Annotated in this window: 19 protein-coding genes; 7 read left to right on the top strand and 12 right to left on the bottom strand. The window is 35.2% G+C overall.

The features are described 5' to 3' along the window. Window positions 1–96 precede the first annotated feature (96 nt). Window positions 97–1,524, bottom strand: a complete 1,428-nt coding sequence (locus tag M2373_RS11310) for an oligosaccharide flippase family protein (RefSeq protein WP_259110655.1) — start codon at window positions 1,522–1,524, stop codon at window positions 97–99. Window positions 1,525–1,725: 201 nt separating this feature from the next. Between M2373_RS11310 and M2373_RS11305 the strand changes: the two genes are divergently transcribed. After that, entirely contained in the window at window positions 1,726–3,063 is a 1,338-nt protein-coding gene (locus M2373_RS11305) for a dihydroorotase (RefSeq protein WP_259110653.1), read from the top strand. A 250-nt stretch (window positions 3,064–3,313) separates the two neighbouring features. On the opposite strand, the gene M2373_RS11300 is transcribed toward M2373_RS11305, so the two are convergent. Then, the gene (locus M2373_RS11300) at window positions 3,314–3,916 is read right to left on the bottom strand and encodes an FMN-dependent NADH-azoreductase (protein ID WP_259110651.1); all 603 of its coding nucleotides are present in this window, start codon (window positions 3,914–3,916) and stop codon (window positions 3,314–3,316) included. A 110-nt stretch (window positions 3,917–4,026) separates the two neighbouring features. Between M2373_RS11300 and M2373_RS11295 the strand changes: the two genes are divergently transcribed. Beyond that, on the top strand, window positions 4,027–4,404 hold the full coding sequence (locus M2373_RS11295) for a helix-turn-helix domain-containing protein (protein ID WP_259110650.1): 378 nt from the start codon (window positions 4,027–4,029) through the stop codon (window positions 4,402–4,404). A 159-nt stretch (window positions 4,405–4,563) separates the two neighbouring features. Here the strand turns inward: M2373_RS11295 and M2373_RS11290 are convergent, their stop codons facing one another. From M2373_RS11290 to M2373_RS11280, 3 genes are all read right to left on the bottom strand, one after another. Beyond that, window positions 4,564–5,460 carry an AraC family transcriptional regulator gene (locus M2373_RS11290; protein WP_259110649.1) on the bottom strand — a complete coding sequence of 299 codons (897 nt, stop codon included), beginning with the start codon at window positions 5,458–5,460 and terminating at the stop codon, window positions 4,564–4,566. Window positions 5,461–5,639: 179 nt separating this feature from the next. Then, window positions 5,640–6,647, bottom strand: coding sequence for an aldo/keto reductase (locus tag M2373_RS11285; RefSeq protein WP_259110648.1), 1,008 nt, complete (start codon window positions 6,645–6,647; stop codon window positions 5,640–5,642). A gap of 102 nt (window positions 6,648–6,749) precedes the next feature. Continuing rightward, entirely contained in the window at window positions 6,750–9,047 is a 2,298-nt protein-coding gene (locus tag M2373_RS11280) for a GH92 family glycosyl hydrolase (protein ID WP_259110647.1), read from the bottom strand. Between the two features lie 128 nt (window positions 9,048–9,175). Between M2373_RS11280 and M2373_RS11275 the strand changes: the two genes are divergently transcribed. Together M2373_RS11275 and M2373_RS11270 are read left to right on the top strand one after the other, a co-directional pair. After that, on the top strand, window positions 9,176–10,057 hold the full coding sequence (locus tag M2373_RS11275) for an SDR family oxidoreductase (RefSeq protein WP_259110646.1): 882 nt from the start codon (window positions 9,176–9,178) through the stop codon (window positions 10,055–10,057). A 209-nt stretch (window positions 10,058–10,266) separates the two neighbouring features. Further along, a complete protein-coding gene (locus tag M2373_RS11270; protein ID WP_259110645.1) occupies window positions 10,267–11,094 on the top strand; it encodes an endonuclease/exonuclease/phosphatase family protein in 828 nt (275 codons plus the stop codon). Window positions 11,095–11,144: 50 nt separating this feature from the next. On the opposite strand, the gene M2373_RS11265 is transcribed toward M2373_RS11270, so the two are convergent. From M2373_RS11265 to M2373_RS11255, 3 genes are all read right to left on the bottom strand, one after another. Then, window positions 11,145–11,954 (bottom strand): DUF1835 domain-containing protein, encoded by an 810-nt coding sequence (locus tag M2373_RS11265; RefSeq protein WP_259110644.1) that lies wholly within the window; start codon window positions 11,952–11,954, stop codon window positions 11,145–11,147. Window positions 11,955–12,050: 96 nt separating this feature from the next. Continuing rightward, the gene (locus tag M2373_RS11260; protein WP_259110642.1) at window positions 12,051–12,737 is read right to left on the bottom strand and encodes a response regulator transcription factor; all 687 of its coding nucleotides are present in this window, start codon (window positions 12,735–12,737) and stop codon (window positions 12,051–12,053) included. Beyond that, window positions 12,727–14,049 carry a sensor histidine kinase KdpD gene (locus tag M2373_RS11255; RefSeq protein ID WP_259111088.1) on the bottom strand — a complete coding sequence of 441 codons (1,323 nt, stop codon included), beginning with the start codon at window positions 14,047–14,049 and terminating at the stop codon, window positions 12,727–12,729. Before M2373_RS11255 ends, M2373_RS11260 begins: the two co-directional genes overlap by 11 nt. Before the next feature lie 206 nt (window positions 14,050–14,255). On the opposite strand from M2373_RS11255, the gene M2373_RS11250 reads away from it, so the two are divergent. Both M2373_RS11250 and M2373_RS11245 read left to right on the top strand, forming a co-directional pair. After that, window positions 14,256–16,562, top strand: a complete 2,307-nt coding sequence (locus M2373_RS11250; RefSeq protein ID WP_259110641.1) for an outer membrane beta-barrel family protein — start codon at window positions 14,256–14,258, stop codon at window positions 16,560–16,562. Window positions 16,563–16,669: 107 nt separating this feature from the next. Beyond that, window positions 16,670–18,535: a M1 family metallopeptidase gene (locus M2373_RS11245; RefSeq protein WP_259110639.1), complete on the top strand. Its 1,866-nt coding sequence runs from the start codon at window positions 16,670–16,672 to the stop codon at window positions 18,533–18,535. Between the two features lie 94 nt (window positions 18,536–18,629). On the opposite strand, the gene M2373_RS11240 is transcribed toward M2373_RS11245, so the two are convergent. The 4 genes from M2373_RS11240 to M2373_RS11225 are packed head-to-tail and all read right to left on the bottom strand — an operon-like array spanning window position 18,630 to window position 21,253. Beyond that, the gene (locus M2373_RS11240; RefSeq protein ID WP_259110638.1) at window positions 18,630–19,271 is read right to left on the bottom strand and encodes a response regulator transcription factor; all 642 of its coding nucleotides are present in this window, start codon (window positions 19,269–19,271) and stop codon (window positions 18,630–18,632) included. Then, window positions 19,268–20,053: a sensor histidine kinase gene (locus M2373_RS11235; RefSeq protein ID WP_259110636.1), complete on the bottom strand. Its 786-nt coding sequence runs from the start codon at window positions 20,051–20,053 to the stop codon at window positions 19,268–19,270. Before M2373_RS11235 ends, M2373_RS11240 begins: the two co-directional genes overlap by 4 nt. Next, window positions 20,032–20,676: a hypothetical protein gene (locus M2373_RS11230; RefSeq protein ID WP_259110635.1), complete on the bottom strand. Its 645-nt coding sequence runs from the start codon at window positions 20,674–20,676 to the stop codon at window positions 20,032–20,034. Before M2373_RS11230 ends, M2373_RS11235 begins: the two co-directional genes overlap by 22 nt. A 34-nt stretch (window positions 20,677–20,710) precedes the next feature. After that, window positions 20,711–21,253 (bottom strand): hypothetical protein, encoded by a 543-nt coding sequence (locus tag M2373_RS11225; RefSeq protein ID WP_259110634.1) that lies wholly within the window; start codon window positions 21,251–21,253, stop codon window positions 20,711–20,713. Between the two features lie 192 nt (window positions 21,254–21,445). Here M2373_RS11225 and M2373_RS11220 point away from each other — a divergent pair, with 192 nt between their 5' ends. Further along, window positions 21,446–22,150, top strand: a complete 705-nt coding sequence (locus tag M2373_RS11220) for an FKBP-type peptidyl-prolyl cis-trans isomerase (protein WP_259110633.1) — start codon at window positions 21,446–21,448, stop codon at window positions 22,148–22,150. Window positions 22,151–22,217: the final 67 nt, after the last annotated feature.

The raw sequence follows: 22,217 nt of genomic DNA, 5'->3' as shown, positions 1-22,217 counted from the left end.
AATTAAAACCCATCTTTAGGGTAATATTTGTCATATCTGAAACCTTTGTTACGTTTTTTTAATAGACTTGTTTACCTGCAAAACAGAGACCAAAAATTAATTCTTTCTGATTCTTGAAAGCAGCATCTCTTTTTCTGAGTAAACTAAAATTCCGATAAAAATTAAAAATAACAAGTTGCTCGTTAAGATATTATAATTAAGATATTTCACAATGATAAAACTGAAAACTCCAAGTAATATCAGAAAGAAAGACATTTTTTTCATTCTGTAAGGTATCGGATAATATTTCTGACCTAACAGATAAGATACGATCATCATAATGACATAGGCACCGAAAGTTGCCCATGCAGAACCAATCATGCTGTGATAATAATTTAATGCTAAAAGGTTAAGCGCGATATTGATGCCTGCTCCCAGCCACGAAATAACAGTCCCGACGCTGGTCCTGTCTGTTACTTTGTACCAGGTTGAAAAGTTGTAATAAATACCGAAGCAAAGATTGGCTACAACAATGATCGGGATGATGTCTATGGCAATCCAATAAGATTTGTTGGGGATGAAAACATCTTTCAGCCATGCAATATTAGCGATAATTCCTAAGGCAACAGCGCAGGCGAAAAATGCAAAATATTCGGCAACTTTAGCATAAGTTTTCTTAGCATCCCCTTTATCCATCTGTTTAAAAAAGAAAGGTTCAATACCCATTCTGTAAGCTGTAACAAATAAGGTCATCAGTACCGCCAACTTATAACAACCACCGTAAGCACCGGCTTCTTCATCCGATATATGGTTTCTTTGAATAGATTTGTCAAAGTTTTCATTAACCATAAATGCTAAACCAGCCAGCATTAATGGAAATGAATATTTGATCATACGTCCAAATAAGGCGGTGATAAACTGAAATCTCACCTTTAATATAATAGGAAGTAATAATAAAAACCCTAAGGCACTCCCTGCAAGATTACTGAAAAACGGATAATCTACATTTTGGTCTAGTCCAAAACTTTTTGAAATGCTTTCCGGAATCCAGAAGAATAGCGCTGCTGTAAAAACAGCCTGAAAAACAGCCTGAACAATTCTCACCGCAGAATATTTGATAGGTTTGTTGTGAAAACGCAGCCATGCAAACGGAATAACCAGTAAATTGTCAAAAAATGCAATCAATGCAAACCACTTAATGTATTCAGGATTATCATGGTAGCCTGCGTAATCAGCTATCTGTTGGTTGAATAAGTAACACAATGCGAGGAATACAGTAGAAGTCGAAAACAAAAACCAAAAGGAAGTATTGAAAGTCTTCTTTTCATTGCCTTCTTCAGCTGAAAATCGAAAATAAGCTGTTTCAAAACCAAAAGAAAGTATAATATTAACAAATGAAATCCATGCGTACAGCTGTGTGAAAATAGCAAAACCTTCATTGGGAATTTTATAGATCAAAAGTGGATTAAGGATAAATAAAATTATCCTAGGCGCTATGGCTCCTACTCCGTAGATGATTGTCTGCCCTAATAGTTTCTTATACAAAGTCGAAATTTTTTTTACAAATGTAAATATTTAGAAATAGATTTTTATCAGCGAGGGTAAAATTCGTTCATAAACCTTAATTTTGTTTTTCATAGAAGCTAAAGGTTAGAAGCCGGAAATTAGTGATCACCCATGATTCATAATTTAAGACTCAAAACTTTTCTAACTTCTAATTTCTAACATCTAATTTCTTAAAAGTAAATGAAGACCTTAATCAAAAATGTAAAAATCGTAAACGAAGGAAAGATCGTTGAAGGCGATATTTTAATTGAAAATGATTTAATTTCCAAAATAGATTCTCAAATTTCTGAAGAAGCGGATCAGATTATCGACGGTTCCGGAAAATATCTTTTGCCAGGAGTTATTGATGATCAGGTGCATTTCCGTGAGCCGGGGTTAACACACAAAGGAGAAATAGAAACTGAATCGCGTGCTGCTATTGCAGGCGGAACAACAAGTTTTATCGATCAGCCAAACACTGTTCCGAATGCTGTCACTCAGGAGTTATTGGCAGATAAATACGAAATTGCTGCTCAAAAAGCCTATGCTAATTACGGTTTTATGATGGGCGGAACAAATGATAACCTGGAGGAAGTATTGAAGACAAATCCAAGAAACGTTCCCGGAATTAAATTGTTTTTAGGTTCTTCCACTGGAAATATGTTGGTTGACAATCCTGAAACCCTGGAGAATATTTTCAGTAATACAAAAATGTTGATTGCCGTTCATTGTGAAGATGAAGCAACGATCCGAGCCAATACTCAAAAATATGTTGATGAGTATGGAGAAGATATTCCTGTAAAATTCCATCATTTGATCAGAAGTGAAGAAGCGTGCTATAAATCTTCTTCAAAAGCAATTGAGTTGGCACAAAAAACGGGAGCAAGACTTCATGTTTTCCATTTATCAACAGCGAAAGAAACGGAACTTTTCAGAAATGATATTCCTTTAAAAGATAAAAAAATCACGGCAGAAGTTTGTGTTCATCACCTGACGTTTACTAATGAAGATTATGAAACAAAAGGCGGACTGATCAAATGGAATCCTGCCGTAAAAACTCAAAAAGACAAAGACGGACTTTGGGAAGCGTTGTTGGACGACAGAATTGATGTAATTGCAACCGATCATGCTCCTCATACCTGGGAAGAAAAACAGAATGTATATACAAAATGTCCTTCGGGAGCACCTTTGGTTCAGCATTCTTTGGTGGTGATGCTTGAAAATTACAAAAACGGAAAAATTTCTTTAGAAAAAATCGTTGAAAAAATGGCTCATAATCCTGCGATTTTGTTCAGGGTTGAAAAAAGAGGTTTCGTGAGAGAAGGGTATAAAGCAGATTTAGTTTTGGTTGATTTAAACGAAAACTGGACGGTTGAAAAAGAAAATCTCCTTTACAAATGCGGTTGGAGTCCGTTGGAAGGGATGAATTTCCATTCTAAAGTTACCCACACTTTCGTCAACGGAAATCTGGTTTATGAAAACGGAAAAATTAATGAACAGAAATTTGGAGAGCGTTTGCTTTTTGAGGTTCAAGAATAAATTATAACAGTATCATTATATCAATAGGAGCGGACTTTAGTCCGCTTTTTTAGTTTAAAACGAAAAATTGGCTTTAGCCAAAACCTATTTATTTCTCTCGCAGATCAAGCAGATTTAGCAGATGATTGAGCAAAAAAAATCTGCGTCATCTGCAAAATCTGCGAGAGATTTTTTTAATTAAAACTGATATAAAAAAACGAAGCCTTCCCATTTGAGAAGGCTTCGTTTTCTAACACTTATATTTAAAAAATTAATCAATAGCAATCCCTTCAATCGCTTTTTCCAAAGAATTTTCCATGATTCCCGGAATCGCCAAACCTTCTGCTCGGAAAACGCTGACATCCGAAACTCCGTAAAAACTAAAAATATTTTTAATATACGGAACATTAGAATCATAAATCTGATAAGGACCTTCGGAATAAATATTTCCGGATGTAAAAGCAATGTATAATTTTTTATCATTCAGCAAGCCTTTAGGTCCGTTTTCGTCGTATTTAAAAGTATATCCTGCTCTTGAAGTAAAATCGAAATAAGCTCGCAAAGTTGCAGGCACAGAAAAATTGTACATAGGGGAATCAATAACAATAATATCGGCTTCTTTTAATTCGGAAATTAAATCTTCAGAATATTTGTTGATGGATTGCTGTTCTGAAGAATGGCTTTCTGCCGGAGAAAAAAATGTGTTGATATGAGCAGCGTCCAAAAGTGGAGTTGGACTTGTTGTAAGATCACGTTCCTTTACAATACTGTCCGTATATTTTTCCTGAATTTTTTCAATAACAGCATTTCCTAATTTTCTACTTGCCGAAACTTCCTTTCTAGGGCTTGAAATAATGTGAAGTATGTTTTTCATTTTTTTTAATTAAAATTTCTTTGACAAAATTATGTACATTTGCTTATCAAAAGTTAGTAGTGAACTAAAGGTTAGTAGTAACCTTTTGGTTAGTTTAAAAATTCTGATTTATGGAAAAAACAATTATCGTAAATAATTCTGAATGCAGTCAGAAATGTTCTGAAGGTCTTTCGGCTGTTGAAGATGCATTGTATGTGATCGGTGGAAAATGGAAACTGAAAATCATCATTGTTTTACAGGAAAGCGGGAATATCCGTTTTAATGAACTTCAAAGAAGCATTCAGGGAATTTCAGCAAGAGTACTTTCTAATGAATTGAAAGATCTTGAATTGAATGGCTTTGTGAAAAGAGTGGTTCACGCGGAACAAATACCGGTAATTGTAGAATATATTTCTACCGATTACAGTAAGACACTTAAAAATGTTATCATGTCGCTTTCAGAATGGGGAAAAACCCATAAACGAAATATCAGAGAAGATGCGTTTTAGAAGTAAAAATTTATGAAATAGATTTAATAACTAATTAGCGGACTTTAGTCCGCTTTTTCATTTTAGAGCATCGAAATCGGCTTTAGCCAAAACATAATTTTTCTCTCGCAGATTTTGCAGATATTTAAACGCAATCATCTGTGAAAATCTAAGGAAAATTTAATTAAAAGACTGCCTAAACTCCAAAGGCGACATATTCGTCTTCTTTTTAAACAGTGTAGAAAAAGACTGCGAATGCTCAAATCCCAATTCATAAGCAATTTCGCTCACCGAAAGTTCAGTCGTCGAAAGCTTTTCTTTAGCCTTACTAATTAACTTTTCATGAATATGTTGCTGTGTATTTTGTCCCGTATGAACCCGCAAAAGATCACTTAAATAATTCGCAGAAAGATTCATCGCTTCTGCAATTTGATGAACCGTTAAAAGCCCTTTATCAGAAGATTCCTGATTAAAATAATCATTCAAAAAAGTTTCAAATTTCGTTAAAAGTTGATGACTTCCACTTTTTCGGGTGATGAATTGTCTTTCATAAAAACGCTTCGAATAATTCAACAATAATTCAATCTGCGACAAAATAATTTCCTGCGTATGATGATCGATATGTTGACATTCCTTATCAATTTTATTCATGATTTCAAGCAAGTCATTCTCTTCATCTTCAGATAAATGCAAAGCTTCATTTACAGCGTAAGAGAAAAATCCATAAGATGAAATTGTCTTTGCCAAAGGATGTTTCAGTAAAAAATCTTCATGGAAAATGAGCAGATAACCTGTATTTTCACAATCCATCGTCTTCAAATCCAGATACTGAACCTGATTCGGAGCCGTAAAACTCAGAACACCTTTGTCATAATCATAATGTTGTTGTCCGTACTTTATTTTCCCCGTCGCATTCCGTTTCAGGGCAACGCAATAATATCTGCTTACAAAACCTTTCCAAACCTCATCCTCAATAAAAATACTTTCATGAAGGTTGATTACACTTACCATCGGATGCTTCGGTTCGGGAAGAGAAAGCAATCTGTGAAATGCCGAAATAGATTTTATAGTGTTCATAATTTTTATTTTTTAGGGCGCCTTTTTCCGTCTTCCACTCCCGCTTTTTTGCTCCACTTCGTTCCGCAAAAAGAGCTCCGTTCAAGCCGGGGCGCGACAGGATTGCGTTTTAGACATAAACCTCATAGGTTTCAAAAACCTATGAGGTTTGAATTTATTTAAACAATTAAAATTACAAATTAATAATCCAACAATCCCATACTGAATTCATCATAAGGTGCCCCCGTATCTGTTCCCAAAGGTACAATACTTTCTAACTTTTGAAGCTCGGTTTCAGACAATTCAATCTTTGATGCTTCAATATTCTGTTCAAGATATTTTCTACGTTTTGTTCCCGGAATAGGAAGAATTCCTTTGCTGATAATCCAGGCCAAAGCTAATTGAGACGATGTAATATTTTTTTCTTTCGCCATATTTTCAATCGCTTCCACCAATTCGATATTTTTTTGGAAATGTTCCCCTTGAAAACGTGGAATTCCTCTTCTGAAATCATTTTCCGGCAAATCATCGATCGTTTTGATATTTCCGGATAAAAATCCTCTTCCTAAAGGTGAATACGCCACAAAACCAATTCCCAGCTCATTTAAAGTCTTGATTACGCCTTTTTCTTCAACAGTTCTTTCAAACAGAGAATATTCACTTTGTACCGCAGAAATAGGGTGGACAGCATGAGCTCTTTTCACCGTTTCAGAAGATACCTCCGAAAGCCCGATATAACCAATTTTCCCTTCCTTCACCAAATCGCTCATCGCTCCCACAGTTTCTTCAATGGGCGTATTTTTATCAAGACGGTGCATATAATAAAGGTCGATGTAATCTGTTTTTAGATTTTTCAACGACCGTTCGACTGATTTTTTTACATAGTCTTTAGTTCCGTTGATTTTCCAGGTTATCTGATCGTTATCATCAATTTCCCAACCGAATTTTGAAGCAATAATATACTGATCACGATTGCCTTCAATAGCTTTTGAAATCAATTGCTCATTTTTGAAAGGCCCGTATAAATCTGCAGTATCCAGAAAATTCCCACCCAATTCCAAAGAACGGTGAATCGTTGCTACAGCTTCTTTCTCATCGGTCTTACCGTACATGTCTGCATCTCCGAAACCTGTCATTCCCATACATCCCAAACCTATATTCGGAACGATTAGCCCCTGACTTCCTAATTTTACCTGATTCAATTTCATATTTTGATTTTTATTTGATACAAAATTCCGCAGAAATTAGAAACCGGATGTATGCAAAACCATGGTTGTCGTATGCAAATCACTGATTGTGTATAATGCAGATTATTTTTTAGGTTTAGAACTCATATAAAAACTCAACTTTCCACCATTCATTATATCAGAATGTTTCAACGTAAAGTTTTTAACTTCCTTTCCGTTTAATAGGATTTTTTCAACATACACATTTTTAGGATTTTGATTAACCGCTTCGATTTCAAAAGTTTTTCCGTTTTCTAAATTTAAAACAGCATTGTCAATCGCCGGACTTCCAATAGCATAATCTTCTGAACCCGGAGCAACAGGATAAAAACCAAGCGAACTCAGAATATACCAGGCACTCATCTGTCCTGCATCATCATTTCCTCCCAATCCATCGGGAGTGTCTTTATATTGCATTTCCAAAATTCTTCTGATTTGTGCCTGAGTTTTCCAGGGTTGTCCCGCCCAGTTATAAAGATAGGCCACATGATGTGCCGGCTCATTTCCATGAACGTACCCGCCGATAATTCCTTCTCTTGTAATATCTTCTGTATCTGCAAAAAACTCGTCCGGAAGATGCATGGTGAACAGTTCATCCAATTTTGAAGCGAATTTTTTCTTTCCACCCATTAACTGAATTAATTCATCTGGATTTTGAGGAACGAAGAAACTGTAGTTCCAAGAATTTCCTTCAATAAAACCTTGTCCATGCGTACTTAATGCGTTGAAATCTTTTTTAAAGCTCCCGTCTGCTAGTCGAGGACGCATAAATCCAACGGTTTTATCGAAATTATTCTTCCAGTTTTCAGAACGTTTGATGAATTGATTATAAATTTCAGTTTCATCCAAATGTTTCGCCAATTGAGCAATTGCCCAGTCGTCATAAGCATATTCTAAAGTATTGGAAACCGAAGTTCCATTCTTTTCAGCAGGAATATATCCCAAATCAATATATTGTCCAATGCCTTCGTAATCTCTTTTGTTAGCAGTCGCGACACAAGCTTTCAATGCTTCTTTTGCATCACCGTGATAATTTCCTTTGATAATTGCATCTGCAACCACACTCACGCTGTGATAACCGCTCATACACCAATTGTCATTTGCATAATGAGACCAGATGGGCAGCATTTTCATCGAAAACTGATTGTAATGAGCTATCATAGATTTCACCATATCACCGTTTCTTTTCGGCTGAATAATATTAAAGAAAGGATGTAGCGCACGATAGGTATCCCAGATTGAGAAGGTTGTGTAGTTGGTAAAATCTTCTGCTTTATGAATGTTTTGGTCTAAGCCTTTATACTCTCCGTTTATATCTGTATATGTTGTCGGATTGATAAACGTATGATACATTGCTGTATAAAAATTCGTTTTTTCTGTTTCAGAGCCTTTAATGACAATTTTGTTTAATTCTTTATTCCAGATTTCCTGCGTTTGTGCTTTAACCTGGTCAAAAGATAAATTTCCGGTTTCTTTTTCCAAATTTTCCAATGCATTAGCTTGACTTACTGGTGATATTGCCAATTTTACTTCAATGGCTTCGTTTTCATTCGTATCAAAATCAAAATACATTTTCAGGTTTTTTCCTGCGATTTCAGGGAAGTTTTTCGTTTGGTCGAATTTTCTCCAAAATCCGTTGTAAACCTGTTTACCATCATAATTTTTCTGGCCGTAAGATTTAAATGGCTTTGAAAACTTCATCGCGAAATAAACTGTTCTTGTTCTCGCCCAACCGTTTGTTTGTCGGTAACCTGTAATGGTATTTCCGTTTTCGACACGAACGTAGGTCCATACATTTTTACCGTCATAATTGTAAATTCCTGCCATCAGATCCAAAATGATATGTGCCTGATCAGATTTAGGAAAAGTATAACGATGAACACCAACTCTCGTCGTGGCCGTTAATTCAGCTAAAATATCATGATCATCCAGTTTTACTTTATAATATCCTGCTTCTGATTTTTCATTTTGATGTGAAAATCTGCTTCTGTAGCCGCTTTCGGGATTCGTTGCCGTTCCGGGATTTAACTGTAATTTTCCAACGGTAGGCATTACCAGAAAATCTCCCAGATCGGAATGCCCTGTTCCGCTGAAATGGGTAGAACTGAAGCCAACAATCGTTTTGTCTTCATAACGATAACCCGCGCAATATTTATAAACATCACCATTGTATTTTCCATTCATTTCGTAGGAAATCGTATCAGTTTCCGGACTCAGCTGAACCGCTCCGAACGGCGCAGTTGCTCCGGGATAGGTGTGACCCATTTTTTCTGTTCCGATCAAAGGATTGACATATTGGTATAATTTTTCGAATTTTTGAGCTTTAAAATGTAAACTAAAAAATAAAAAAAATAGAAAAACATAAGTTCCTGACCTTTTCATGTGTAAATATATTTTCAAAGGATAAAATTAATTAAAAAATCAAAGAATATTATTTATGACATTATTTATAAATTTAATTTAGAGAGAATCCATTCAATATTTATTATTTTTAAGAAAAATTAAAACGTATGAGTCTATATACACAACCGATGTTGCGTGAAGATGCACTTAAAGATAAAGTTGCCATTGTTACAGGAGGCGGAAGCGGTCTTGGAAAGGCGATGACCAGATATTTTCTTCAATTGGGAGCAAAAGTGGTGATCACCTCCAGAAACCTGGAGAAATTACAGGGAACTGCGAAAGAGCTGGAAGAAGAAACCGGTGGAAAAGTTCTTTGTGTTTCGTGTGATGTAAGAAACTGGGATGAAGTGGAAGCTATGAAAGAAGCTACACTGAAAGAATTCGGCAGGATTGATATTTTATTGAATAACGCAGCCGGAAATTTTATTTCACCAACCGAGAGATTAACGCATTCGGCTTTTGATTCTATTTTAGATATTGTATTAAAAGGAACAAAAAACTGTACTCTTTCTATCGGAAAGCACTGGATCGATTCGAAAACTCCGGGAACTGTTTTAAATATTGTTACAACCTATGCCTGGACAGGCTCTGCCTATGTAGTTCCATCTGCCTGTGCAAAAGCGGGAGTATTGGCTATGACAAGATCTCTTGCAGTTGAGTGGGGAAAATATAATATTAGGTTTAATGCCATTGCACCAGGACCATTTCCAACGAAAGGAGCATGGGACAGGCTGCTTCCGGGAGATATGAAAGATCAGTTTGACTTAGCGAAAAAAAATCCGCTTAAAAGAGTCGGTGAACATCAGGAGCTGGCAAATCTTGCGGCTTATCTGGTTTCTGATTTTTCATCTTTTGTAAATGGTGAAGTGGTGACAATAGATGGTGGAGAATGGCTTCAGGGCGCAGGTGAATTCAATATGCTGGAAGATATTCCGCAGGATATGTGGGATGCTTTGGAAGCAATGATCAAAGCAAAAAAATCGAACTGATTTTTTGGTTGGGAAGATGGAAGCCTGAGGCTTGAAGTTTTTAGAAGTTTTTTTATTACGACTGAGTATTAATTAATGTCGATCATCACCTTCCCTCTCCTGTCCTCCAGCTTCCTGACCGAAAAATTAACAGTATAATCATGCGTTTAGGGCTTTTCTCTTTGGAAGAAGTCTTATTTTTGTTGCTTTGTAAATTAAAATATATAATTATGAACTGGAGATTTTCAATCGTATTCCTGATGTTTTTCGGGTTAAGTTTTTCGCAGGATCTTAGAGTGATGAGTTTCAACATCAGACTGAATGTAGAATCGGATAAAGAAAATGCATGGCCACAGAGAAAACAGGATGTAATGGATTTATTAAGCTATTATCATCCCGATTATTTCGGAGTTCAGGAAGCTCTTCCGGAACAGATGAGAGATATCAAAATAGGATTGAGAAATTACGATTATGTAGGAGTAGGAAGAGATGATGGGAAAACCAAGGGCGAATTTTCGGCTATTTTTTATGATACCAACAGGCTTCAGGTTGTAAAATCCGGAACTTTCTGGCTTTCAGAAACTCCTGAAAAACCTTCAAAAGGATGGGATGCTGCATTGAACAGAATTTGTACATATGCTGTTTTCAGGGATAAAAAATCGAAGAAAGAATTTATGGCCATGAATCTTCATTTTGACCATATCGGGAATGTGGCAAGAGTGAAATCTTCAGAATTGATTTTAAAGAAGATTAAAGAATTAAATCCGGATAATTTACCTTTGACTTTGAGTGGTGATTTTAATTTAACGGAAGATTCTGAACCGATCAAAATTCTTTCCCAAAATCTTGAAGATTCTTTCTACAATTCAGAAAAACTACATTATGGCCCGGTGGGAACTTTCACCGCATTTAATGTTAACGAAGTTCCTAAAGACAGGATCGACTATATTTTTGTAAAAGGATTGAGAATAAAGTCTCACAGACATGTCAATGACAGAAGAGAAAATTTACTGTATCCATCGGATCATTTTCCGGTATTAGTGGATTTACAGTTTTAAAAAATAACGATATAAAATAAAAAAATAAGCTTTATTCCATGGAATAAAGCTTATTTTTTTCGGATTTCAAGGTCTCTCATAAGTGCTGAATTTCCTTTACATTCCAGCAGGTTTTGATCAATAAGAACATGAATCCTGTAAAATAAATAGTGATCCCCTACGGTGGATTCCTGCTGCCCCATAGTTTCCCCAATTATTCTGGCTGCATTCTGGTATTCAGAAGTACACAGTGATAAAAGATTCTGATCATAATAATCTTCATCAACTGAAATGATTCTGTCATTTTTTAATATTCTGTTTGATTTCTGATCTTTTTTCAATCTTTCCCATTCTTCAGCATAGAAGTTCTTATCGTCATCATTAATTTTTTTTACGAGGTTTAGTATCCCATTCAGTAACTCCGGATTTCTTTTTCCTAAACGATTTTGACTGTCAGGGATTTCTGAGTTTACCGCCCATTCATCTGAATTGATCTCAAATAAATTCCGCTCTTGTAAAAGATGGCAATACCGATACAGCATCAGTTTTTCTCCTGCATCAGATCCATGCCAGATAATTAGAGGTTGGTTTTCCGGGAAATTAATGCTAAATTCGATCGAAAGCTCCGGATATTCAAAATGACTTTCTTCATTTTCAGTGGATTCTTGATGACAAATCCTGTCAATTGTTTTCCAATAAGAAATATAAGCTTCATAATCAGTTTCAGAGGTGAAATCAGTCAGAGGACCTGTTGTCAGATCATTATAAATACAGTGTATATGAATTTCATCATCCGGAAAGTTTGTTTTAAAGTAATAATTTAAAATACCACTTCCTGAACTGCCATAGACCAGATGAACTGCTTTTTTAGGATCAATCATAACGCTGTGTTTTTTATAAGTCAATTAAGAATCGTTGTAATGAAATTTAGCTTTTCACGGTTATAAAAATAACATTTCTTTTGATTGTAATTAAAATTATTCTTTCGGAAAATCAATCTCAAAACCAATTCCCCGAAGAGACTGGATTTTTATTTTGGGATCATGCTGGAAATATTTTCTCAGTCTGCTGATAAAAACATCCAGGCTTCTTCCTGTAAAATAATCATTTGTTTCCCAGAGATTATCAAGGATGTCATCTCTTTTCAAGGTCTTTTGATGATGTTTCAGGAAATAAAGCAGTAGCTCCTGCTCGCGAATGGTCAACCGAATATTTTCTTTTGGATGAGAGAGGAGCTGTTTTTCGGTGTCCAAAAGATATTCGCCTATTTTGATGGATGTTTCAATGGCTGTGGACGTTGTTCTTTTCAGGATGTTTTTAATTCTTAATACCAGTTCTTCAGGATCACAAGGCTTCGCGATATAATCATCTGCTCCGATTTTTAAACCGGTTAAGCGATCGATCTTTTGGTTTTTGGCCGTTAAAAATAATAACGGGAAGCTGGTTTTTTCTTTTAAAATCATTTTAGCTAAAGAAAAACCGTCAATATTAGGCATCATAATGTCTAAAATACCAATGTGAAATTGAAATTCAGATGTTAAAAGAGGGATAATTTCTTCCGGATTCTGAAACCAGGTGACCTCAAAATCTTCAAGTTCAAGATATTGTTTTAAAATCATTCCGAAATCCGGATCATCTTCAGCCAGGAGAATTTTAGTTTTCATAAGGAATAGATATTTTAAATAAAGTACCAATATTGACTGTGCTTGAAACTTCTATTTTTCCGTTGTATTTTGTAATGATTTTCTTTACAAAATAGAGCCCCAATCCCAATCCTTTACTGTTATGAATATTGTTGGACTGTATTCTGTAGAATTTTTCAAAAATATTTTTAAGCTCCTTATTTTCTATTCCGTTTCCATTATCGGAGACTCTGATCTCTAGAATACCTTTCGAAGAACTTATCTCTGTTGTTATTTCTGAAGCCCCATATTTTACACTGTTTTCAAAAAGGTTTTTGATGACAGTTTCCATCAGACTTTTATCCAGATGAAACTCCTGAGAAATAGAATTTTTTAACTCAAATTTTACTGCAGGGTAGGTGAAAGCCAGATCCTGAATAAAAAAGTTCCAGTCACCGGGCTGAATTTTTGTCATTTCTTCCCCTGACTCATCTTTGTGAAGTTGAAACATTAAACTTTCGAGACGCTGTATTTGTCTGTCAATTAGAGGCAGAGTTTCCGGATTGAATTCTTTTTTTAATGTTTTTAAAGCAATTTTTAAAGTTGCAATCGGTGTTTTAAACTCATGAGAAATGTTATCCACAACAGTGTGGAGAACTTCGACCTGCTTTTGTTGTTTAATTAAATTTTTAACGGTGAAAAGATAAATCAATAAAACACTTAACAGTAAAACAGCACAACACAAAATAAGTAAAGTAAGATCCCTGAAAACGATACTTTTTATATTTAAAATCTGAAATTCGGTTTTACTTTTTACCAGAAAAGAATCATTTCTCTCTAATTTTTTGTTTTCATCATTCGTGGCTGATGATGAGGTTTCCCACCTTCCGGAATTTGAAATTCCAGCTTTTTCGAGCCTGTTTTTAGTGTCATATAAAACAATCGGATGATCAATTAATTTTGTACTGTCAGGAATAAAAATTATGGATATGTATTGAACTTTGGCAGCAATGATATAGCCTTCTTTTTCGAATTTTTGGTCGACGTATTTACTGAGCTTTTTCTGGTTGTTTCTTCTATTTTTTTCAAAGTGTTCCAGAAATTCCTTCTTGTTGATCTTTTTATTATGATAATCGATAAACAGCTTTTGAAGGATATCATCATTGTTGGCTTTTTTTAATCCGCCTACATCTTCCAATTTGTCGGTATAATGAGTAAGCCCTTCATGGACAGTTCTGTAGATTTCGCGCTCTTTTACCTGATAAGTTTTGTACATAAAATATACCTGAATCCCCAAGAGAAGCAGGAATAATGCTGCAAAGAGCGAAATCAGGTATTTACTTTTTAGAATCATCTGAGACAAAGATAAAATTTTAGTCTTTCCCTAATAGACATTAACCTCGCATTAACCTTCCATTAACTGTAATTCTTCCTGTCAATCTGCAATTTTGTAAATGAAAAATAATGTAACGAAACTGTTTTTCACCATATACCATGTACAAACTCCTGTTTTTTCTCTGCGTCCCTTTTTTTATATTCTCTCAACAACGAAATATTGAGGTGACAGTTCTGGATTCCGAAAATCATCAACTCGATTCAATAGCTGTCCAGGTTTATAATTCTCAGAATGTTTTGGTTAAAACATGGCTGACAAACCGAGAAGGGCATTTTACTTTAGCTGAAGTTGATCAGCATTCCGTAAAATTAGTTATTAAAGAAAATGAGTATGATCCTTTTGAAAAACTCATTGACTGGAGTAAACAAATAGAGCCTTTGAAAATAATCCTGAAAAAAAATCAGCAAAATATTGATGGGGTCATACTCACAAAGAAAAAACCTTTGGTAAAAAGGAAAGTAGACCGTCTGGAATTCAACGTTGAAAACTCTAATATTTCATCACAAAATGCATGGGAAATCCTGAAGCAGACACCGGGCGTTACAGCAAATAATGATGTCCTGGCGATTAAAGGTAGTACCGGAATTCTGGTTACGATAAATGATAAAAAAATAATGCTAACCGGTGATGAACTAAAAAACCTGCTGGAAAATACACAGGGTGACGAAGTAAAATCAGTAGAAGTTATTACCAACCCGCCTGCCAGGTATGAGGCTTCCGGAAGTGCCGTTCTGAATATTGTTTTGAAAAAAAATAAAATAGAAGGCTATCGAGGAACTCTATCCTCAAAATATACACAAACCCAATATGCGAAAGGAAATGTAGGGCTTTCCCAATATTATAAAAAAAATAAACTTTCCGTTATGGGAAGTTTCTACAGAGGAGCGGGGACTTATTACAGGGAAGGAACAGATTATGTTAATTATCCGGAAAGTGGAACGACATGGATCAGTACGATGAACAGAAAAGATCAGAACAACAGTCAGAATACCGTTAATTTCAATATTGAATATGAAATAGACAGTCTAACGAATGCCAGTCTTAATTATTCAGGATATTTTACCCCTAAGTCTTTTGGAACATATCATGTCCCAACCCTGATTTATAATACTCAGGATAGGGTAGAGTCTGATTACCTTACAATAAATGATCATCAGTCAAGGACAATTAATAATTCGGTAAGCTTTCAGATTGACCGGAAGTTAAATAAGAAAAGCAGTATATCGTGGGTTAATTATTTTACAGGGAATAATTCCCAGAAATATCAGAACGTTCTCACTCATCTGAATTTTGTCAATCAGCAGCCCAAAGAAGACAACTTTTTAACAGATAACAAGAGTGATGTTAAGCTGTATTCGACCCAGCTGGATTATCAATGGAAAAATGATAAGATTGAACTGGAAGCCGGAACAAAATACAGTTTTGTAAAAACCTACAGCCAGTTGTACTTTTCGGATAACGAAAATGGTCAACTGCTGTATAGACCTGAAAAAAGCAGCCTTTTTGATTATAAAGAACATAATTTTTCTTTGTACACTTCTCTCAGCTACAAAATAGGAAAATGGGATTTTAAAGGAGGATTACGTGCTGAGATGACAGATCTTGAAGGCATTGTTTCCGAGCCATATGAGGTGAATAAAAATAATTACTGGAATCTGTTTCCTACTTTTTATGCACAATATACTACAGAAAGTAAGCATGAGTTTGGATTTTCTTACGGAAAACGTATTACCAGACCCTTTTATTCATGGCTGAATCCTGCTAAGTCCTACTTTAATCTTTTTTCATATTATCAGGGAGATCCAAAATTAAAAGCGACAATTACTCATAATCTTAATTTTACATATTCATGGAAAGAATGGAATCTGGATCTGTATTATCGGAAAGAAATTAATCCCTCCATGGAAATATCATTTCAGGAGCACAGTACCAATCATCTGATTTATTATTTTACCAATATTGAGAAAGGGCAGGCTTTTGGCCTCAGTCTCTACAAAAATTTTCAGGTCAAACCATGGTGGAATGTGGTGATGTCCGAGAATCTTGAACATAATGAAAATTATTTCAAAGGTGTGGATGATATTGTGTATAAAAATAAAGTCTGGAACTGGGTTTCCAATATATCCACAAGCTTTACTCTAGATAAAACTTCAGACTGGAAAATGGAAGTGGGACACAAATACTATTCTCCGGGAATACAGGGAACCTTCAGAATATCGAATTCCTGGTCTGCTTATTTTGTAATGAACAGAAAGTTTTTCAATAAAAAACTGGAAGCCAGTTTTATTTTTAATGATATTTTCAGATCCACACGGGAAAAAATAAGTACCAAATATGCCAATCAGGATAACTATTTTTTAGATTATCGCGATACACAGGGCTTTACCCTTTCTTTAAAGTTCAATTTTGGGAATCAATCGGTGAAAAATGCAAAAACCATAAAAAAAACCGACGAGCAGGAAAGATTATAAAAATAAACTTAAAACTCATTTAAGAACGATTACTGGAAAAGAATTGACTGTTCTATGTGACATTTTTCCTACTTTTGATGTAATTTATTTAAAAAAAAGCAGGAGATATGAAAAAACTTCTTTCCGGAATAGTAATGATGGTTTCATTATGGCAGTTTTCCGCGCAGGAATTGTATATGCCGAGGAATATTAAAAAAGCTTACGAAAACGGAACCCGAGACCTTTCTGGTGCTCCGGGAAAAAATTACTGGCAGAATAAAGGGATTTATAATGTTGAGGTAAAAGTAGATGCCAATTCAAAAACGGTTTCCGGAAAAGAAACAATTATCTATACCAACAACAGTCCCAATGATCTGGATGATCTGGCGATACGGTTTGTAAATAATCTTCATAAGCCACAGTCTCCAAGATCGGGATTTGTTTCAAAAGATTTTCTGTCATCAGGACTGAATATTAAGTCATTCATCGTAAATGGTGAAAAATATAATATCAACAGTGAAGACTGGAGCACCGTTGAAAAAGTAAAGCTTACCAAAGTTTTAAAATCAAAAACAAAAGCCGAAATTAAAATAGAATGGGAATACCCGCTATCTGTACAAAGTGGAAGAGAAGGACAGATCGATCCGGAAACTTTTTATGTAGCCTATTCTTTCCCGAGAATTTCTGTATATGATGACTACAACGGTTGGGATATGATTCAGCATTCGGACAGACAGGAGTTTTATAATGATTTTAATGATTACAGTTTTGCCATTACGGCTCCGAAAAATTATGTGGTCTGGGCAACCGGTGATTTCTTAAATCCTGATGCTGTCCTTCAGCCAGAATATTTAAAAAGATATAAAGCTTCGTTAAAAAGCGATAAAATAATGCATATCGCTACTGAACAGGAAATGAAATCCGGAAAAGTAACGAGGCAGAATAAATGGAATATCTGGAAATTTAAAGCCAATAATATCACAGATTTTTGCTTCGCGCTGAGCAATCACTATGTCTGGGATGCCTCAAGTGTACAGCTTAAAACAAAAAGAGCAAGTGTACAGGCAGGCTACAAAGCTGGTGCAAAAGATTTTGAACGATATGTAGAGTGGATGCGTTATAATCTGGACTGGTTTTCAAAAAACTGGCCCGGAGTGGAATATCCGTACAATGTAATGACGGCTATTCAAGGATATGCAGATATGGAATATCCGATGATGATCAATGATTCCAGTATTCCGGATAATTTTCAGGATGCAAGACTGACTGCAGATCATGAAATTGCCCATACTTATTTCCCTTTTTATATGGGAATCAACGAAACGCGTTATGCATTTATGGATGAAGGCTGGGCAACCACATTAGAATACCTTATCGGGATCGATGAGAATGGTGAGGCGGCTGCCAAAGAATTCTATCAAAATTTCAGAGTTAAAAAATGGATCAGTGATCCATCCACAGAGCAGGATCAGCCTATTATTTCTATGAGTACGCAGGTAAGCGGAGCAGGATATGGTAATAATTCTTATGTGAAAGCATCGTTGTCGTATTTAGCACTGAAAGATTATCTTGGAGATGAATTGTTCAAAAAAGCTCTTCACCACTATATGGATAACTGGAACGGAAAACATCCGATCCCATGGGATTATTTTAATTCTATGAATACAGGCTCCGGAAAGAATTTAAACTGGTTCTTTAATAACTGGTTCTACACCAATAATTATATTGATCTGAAAATAAGCAACGTTTCTCAGATGAATGATCTCCTGACGGTAAATGTAGATAATGTCGGAGGTTTTGCCATCCCTTTTGATGCTATTCTTAGCTATGAAGATGGAGGTGTAGAGAAACTGCATTTCTCACCGGCATTATGGGAGAAAGATCAAAAACAAACGATGCTGACGATTCCTATTAAGAAGAAAGTGAAATCGATCAAACTGGATGGTGATCTTTTTATGGATTACACGCCTGCTGATAATTCAAAAAATTTATAATGTGATTTTTACAAAATTGCTGATCAAAATAAAACCTTTCTCCAAATCTGGGGAAAGGTTTTTTTAAGATAAATATGAGTGAATGTGTTTTATTTTATGATTCTGCAAAACCGTTTTTAATGGCAAAAACAGCAAGGCCGACACGTGTTTTGAGATCTAATTTGTCACAAAGCTGATCTCTGTAGCTTTCAACCGTTCTTGGGCTGCAGCACATTTTATCGGCAATTTCTTTGTAACTGAGTTCGGTAACAGTATATTTTAAAAACTCTTTCTCACGGTCTGAAATTCTTATATTGCTGATCTGTTCTTCATTATTCATATTGGAAAAAATGATTTTTGAAGCCCATTCAGGGTAGAAGAATCCATCATTGTTTAATTTTGTTAATGCCGTTTCAAGATCCTTTGGATGTGTGTTTTTCAGTAAATATCCTTTGGCTCCGTTTTTAATCATTTTGATGACGCTTTTATCATCTCCCTGCATGCTTAAGGCCATTACTTTAATATTCGGGTGATTTTCCTTTAACCAAAGTACCGTTTCAAAACCATCCATAATGGGCATACTGATGTCCAAAAGGATAATGTCTGGAATCTTACTGTTGTTTTCAAACTTTTGGATAAGATCTTTGCCGTTTTCGGCAACGTAGATCACTTCGAATTCTTTAAAATTATCAATGATCCCCTCCAAAGCTTTTGCAATAAGTACGTGGTCATCAACAATAACAATGGTCTTTTTCATGGCTGTTTCTTTAAAATAATATTGAGCGTTGTTCCGCAGTTTTCCTCGCTTTCAAGACTGAAATCTGCACCAATGATTGCTGCTCTGTTTTTCATATTGGTCAGGCCGATGCCGTTGGATTTTATATTGGATTGATCGAATCCGATGCCGTCATCTTTTATAGTCAGTTCCCAAAGGTATTTTTCAGAAGTATTCAGATTAATAAAAATATTTCTGCAGTTGGCATGTTTTATACTGTTCTGAATAAATTCCTGGGTGATTCTTAGCAATACATTCTTATGGACAAAGCCTAAATCCAGCTGCTTAAAGTTATGTTTAAAATCTACATTACACTTTTTAAAAGCGTTGGTATTGTCGACCTCTTCCTGAATTAAAGTTACGATTTCCTTTTGATTTATATTATCGTCTGTCAGGGTTTTTGAAAGACTCCTTAAGTCCTGAAGAGACTGGTTGATAATTTGTGATACCTGATCTATTCTTTCACTTACTTCCGGAACTTTATTCTCATATAAAAGCTGTTGGGTATAGAGGCTTACAAGGGTTAATTTCTGACCGATATTATCATGAAGCTCGCGCCCGATCTGCTGCATAGTAGCCTGCTGAATTTCCAGCTGCGTAGCCAGAAGCTCCTTTTGGTGAATCTCATTTTTTATTTCGATTTCATTGAGATATTCTTTTTTACGCTGCTTATATTTTCGGATGTAAACCATCACAGCAGCTACAAACAACACAAAAAATATGTTGAATAAGATAAGCGTTATTAAGAGTTCCGTCTTCCCCATATGAATGAAATTGAGAATAATAAATACATCACGATTCCTGATATCAAGAAGTATGAGAAATAAATATGATAGATTTCTCTGTAAATTGTAATATAAGCAAAAAATGCCCAGAAAGGTAAAGTCCCGATATAAAATAAGGTAACCCCCAGATTAATATAAAACATTGGATTCTTATTGAAATCAAGAATGTTTGATGAGTTGATCTGTTTATAATACTCCATGACCACCAACCCCATGAGAATGAGGCACCCGAAGGTATAACTGAACGAAAAAATTATTTTCTTTGTCATGAAAATTTCATTCGGAATAAATGATAACAGGTATAATGCGGATATCGTATAAAATAGTTTTGGTTTTCCAAAAGATTTTGCTGCATACAACCAATAGAAAAAGATAAACTCCAGCGGAATTACAAAATAATTAAAAAATGCAGGCTTATTATATTCAAAAAAAAATTGCCCCCATTTTCCAATAACTTCAGACAAAAACATCAGAACCAAATAATAAGTAAAATATTTCCAATACTGATTTTTTATTCGATTGTAATAAAGCAGAGAAACGACAGCCGCCAAGCCTTCGACCCAAATCATTGATTCCTGTAAAATTCTCTCAAGTTCAGTCATTGCGTTTTTAATAAAGATCTAAATGTATAAAAAATTAAAATAATTCAACTTTAACTTGATTGGGCGGGTTTAAGGCACCATGGTTCTGAGACATTACTTCTCCTGATGGTCCGGATTTTTTATTAGATGCCATAGCCATAAATTCCCCTTCGCTGCCTTCCAACGGATTGAAATCATAGCTTAGAAGATCTCCGTTTTCATCTTCTTTTTTCAAAGTGGGAATCATTACCAATGTGTGTCTTTCTGCGTACTCTGTACCGATAGGTGTATTGGCCATCACGCTCCAGTTCTCTGTAGTAGGGTAGGCTGCATAATAAAATCTGATTCCTAAATCTTCTTCTGTAACTTCCGGATTATTTTTTTGAGTTTCCGTTTCAATATCGGTGATGAATTTTTTCAAAGTTGCCAGACTAAAATGAATGGAATGTGCATCATCAATATCTAATTTATCCTTAATGGCAACAAGATGGTTGTTTCTGTAATTGTCTACCAAAGTCTGGATTAGTTCATAGTTCATCGTGTTTGGAACTGAAGTTAGTTCAAGTGTTTCAGCATCTGAGATAGGTTTTGTTTTCATAATGTTAGAATTTATAGTAAAATGTTAGTTAGTAATGCAAATTTCGATAAATTTTATCTTAATAGGATGCGGTTTTCTCCTATTTATTTATGGGGTTTTTACGGATTGCAAATTTTAATTAAAATTATAAAGAATTTGGATAGATTTGCAGCGATTATTTAATTCATTAATCATAAACAATAAAATTATCAAATGAAAAGACAGACTATCGCATTATTTTGCATAGCAGTATTTAGTATTTCATGTGCTAAGAAAGATGAGACTAAAGTAGATAGCAAATACACGGATGACCAAAAAGCTTCTTATTATATAGGTTTAAGTATTGCTCAAAACATGAAACAAGAAGGTTTCAAAGTAGATGCAGATCTTTTGGCTCAGGCTATTAAAGAAGAAATGGAGGGAGGAAAAAAGTTGATGCCTGCGGAAGAAATGAATGCCTTTATGCAGGAGTTTATGCAGAAGCAACATGAAAAAAAACAAGCTGTAGCGGGGGTACAAGCAGAAGAAAATAAGAAAAAGGGTCTGGATTTTCTTACAAAAAATAAAAGTAATTCTAAAGTGAAGACCACAGCTTCAGGTTTACAATATGAAGTGTTGCAGGAAGGCGATGGTAAAACAAAACCAAAAGCAACAGATGTTGTACAGGTAAAATATACCGGAAAGCTTCTGGATGGAACTGTTTTCGACTCTACTGACAAAAATGGAGGCGCACCAATGGATATTAATCTGGGCGCGGTAATTAAAGGATGGACAGAAGGTATCCAACTCATGAGCAAAGGATCTAAATACAGATTTTACATTCCTTCGGATCTGGCTTATGGAGATAATGGTGCCGGACCAGCAATTCCTGCAGGCGCTACCATCATTTTTGATGTAGAATTAGTGAATATAAACTAGAAATATTGTGGCTTGTAAGGTCGGTGACAATTGAATTTGCTTATTTTACAGCTGATATGTTACAAAT

The sequence above is a fragment of the Chryseobacterium sp. JUb7 genome (assembly GCF_024806495.1).
Taxonomy (GTDB): Bacteria; Bacteroidota; Bacteroidia; order Flavobacteriales; family Weeksellaceae; genus Chryseobacterium.
This window is presented reverse-complemented; position numbering and strand designations above follow the sequence as displayed.

Coding starts and splice junctions, on each gene's coding strand:
- M2373_RS11245 (WP_259110639.1), top strand. CDS start 16,670: ATGAAAAAACTTCTTTCCGGAATAGTAATGATGGTTTCATTATGGCAG.
- M2373_RS11295 (WP_259110650.1), top strand. CDS start 4,027: ATGGAAAAAACAATTATCGTAAATAATTCTGAATGCAGTCAGAAATGT.
- M2373_RS11220 (WP_259110633.1), top strand. CDS start 21,446: ATGAAAAGACAGACTATCGCATTATTTTGCATAGCAGTATTTAGTATT.
- M2373_RS11290 (WP_259110649.1), bottom strand. CDS start 5,460: ATGAACACTATAAAATCTATTTCGGCATTTCACAGATTGCTTTCTCTT.
- M2373_RS11305 (WP_259110653.1), top strand. CDS start 1,726: ATGAAGACCTTAATCAAAAATGTAAAAATCGTAAACGAAGGAAAGATC.
- M2373_RS11225 (WP_259110634.1), bottom strand. CDS start 21,253: ATGAAAACAAAACCTATCTCAGATGCTGAAACACTTGAACTAACTTCA.
- M2373_RS11285 (WP_259110648.1), bottom strand. CDS start 6,647: ATGAAATTGAATCAGGTAAAATTAGGAAGTCAGGGGCTAATCGTTCCG.
- M2373_RS11265 (WP_259110644.1), bottom strand. CDS start 11,954: ATGATTGATCCTAAAAAAGCAGTTCATCTGGTCTATGGCAGTTCAGGA.
- M2373_RS11275 (WP_259110646.1), top strand. CDS start 9,176: ATGAGTCTATATACACAACCGATGTTGCGTGAAGATGCACTTAAAGAT.
- M2373_RS11270 (WP_259110645.1), top strand. CDS start 10,267: ATGAACTGGAGATTTTCAATCGTATTCCTGATGTTTTTCGGGTTAAGT.
- M2373_RS11230 (WP_259110635.1), bottom strand. CDS start 20,676: ATGACTGAACTTGAGAGAATTTTACAGGAATCAATGATTTGGGTCGAA.
- M2373_RS11255 (WP_259111088.1), bottom strand. CDS start 14,049: ATGATTCTAAAAAGTAAATACCTGATTTCGCTCTTTGCAGCATTATTC.
- M2373_RS11240 (WP_259110638.1), bottom strand. CDS start 19,271: ATGAAAAAGACCATTGTTATTGTTGATGACCACGTACTTATTGCAAAA.
- M2373_RS11300 (WP_259110651.1), bottom strand. CDS start 3,916: ATGAAAAACATACTTCACATTATTTCAAGCCCTAGAAAGGAAGTTTCG.
- M2373_RS11260 (WP_259110642.1), bottom strand. CDS start 12,737: ATGAAAACTAAAATTCTCCTGGCTGAAGATGATCCGGATTTCGGAATG.
- M2373_RS11280 (WP_259110647.1), bottom strand. CDS start 9,047: ATGAAAAGGTCAGGAACTTATGTTTTTCTATTTTTTTTATTTTTTAGT.
- M2373_RS11235 (WP_259110636.1), bottom strand. CDS start 20,053: ATGGGGAAGACGGAACTCTTAATAACGCTTATCTTATTCAACATATTT.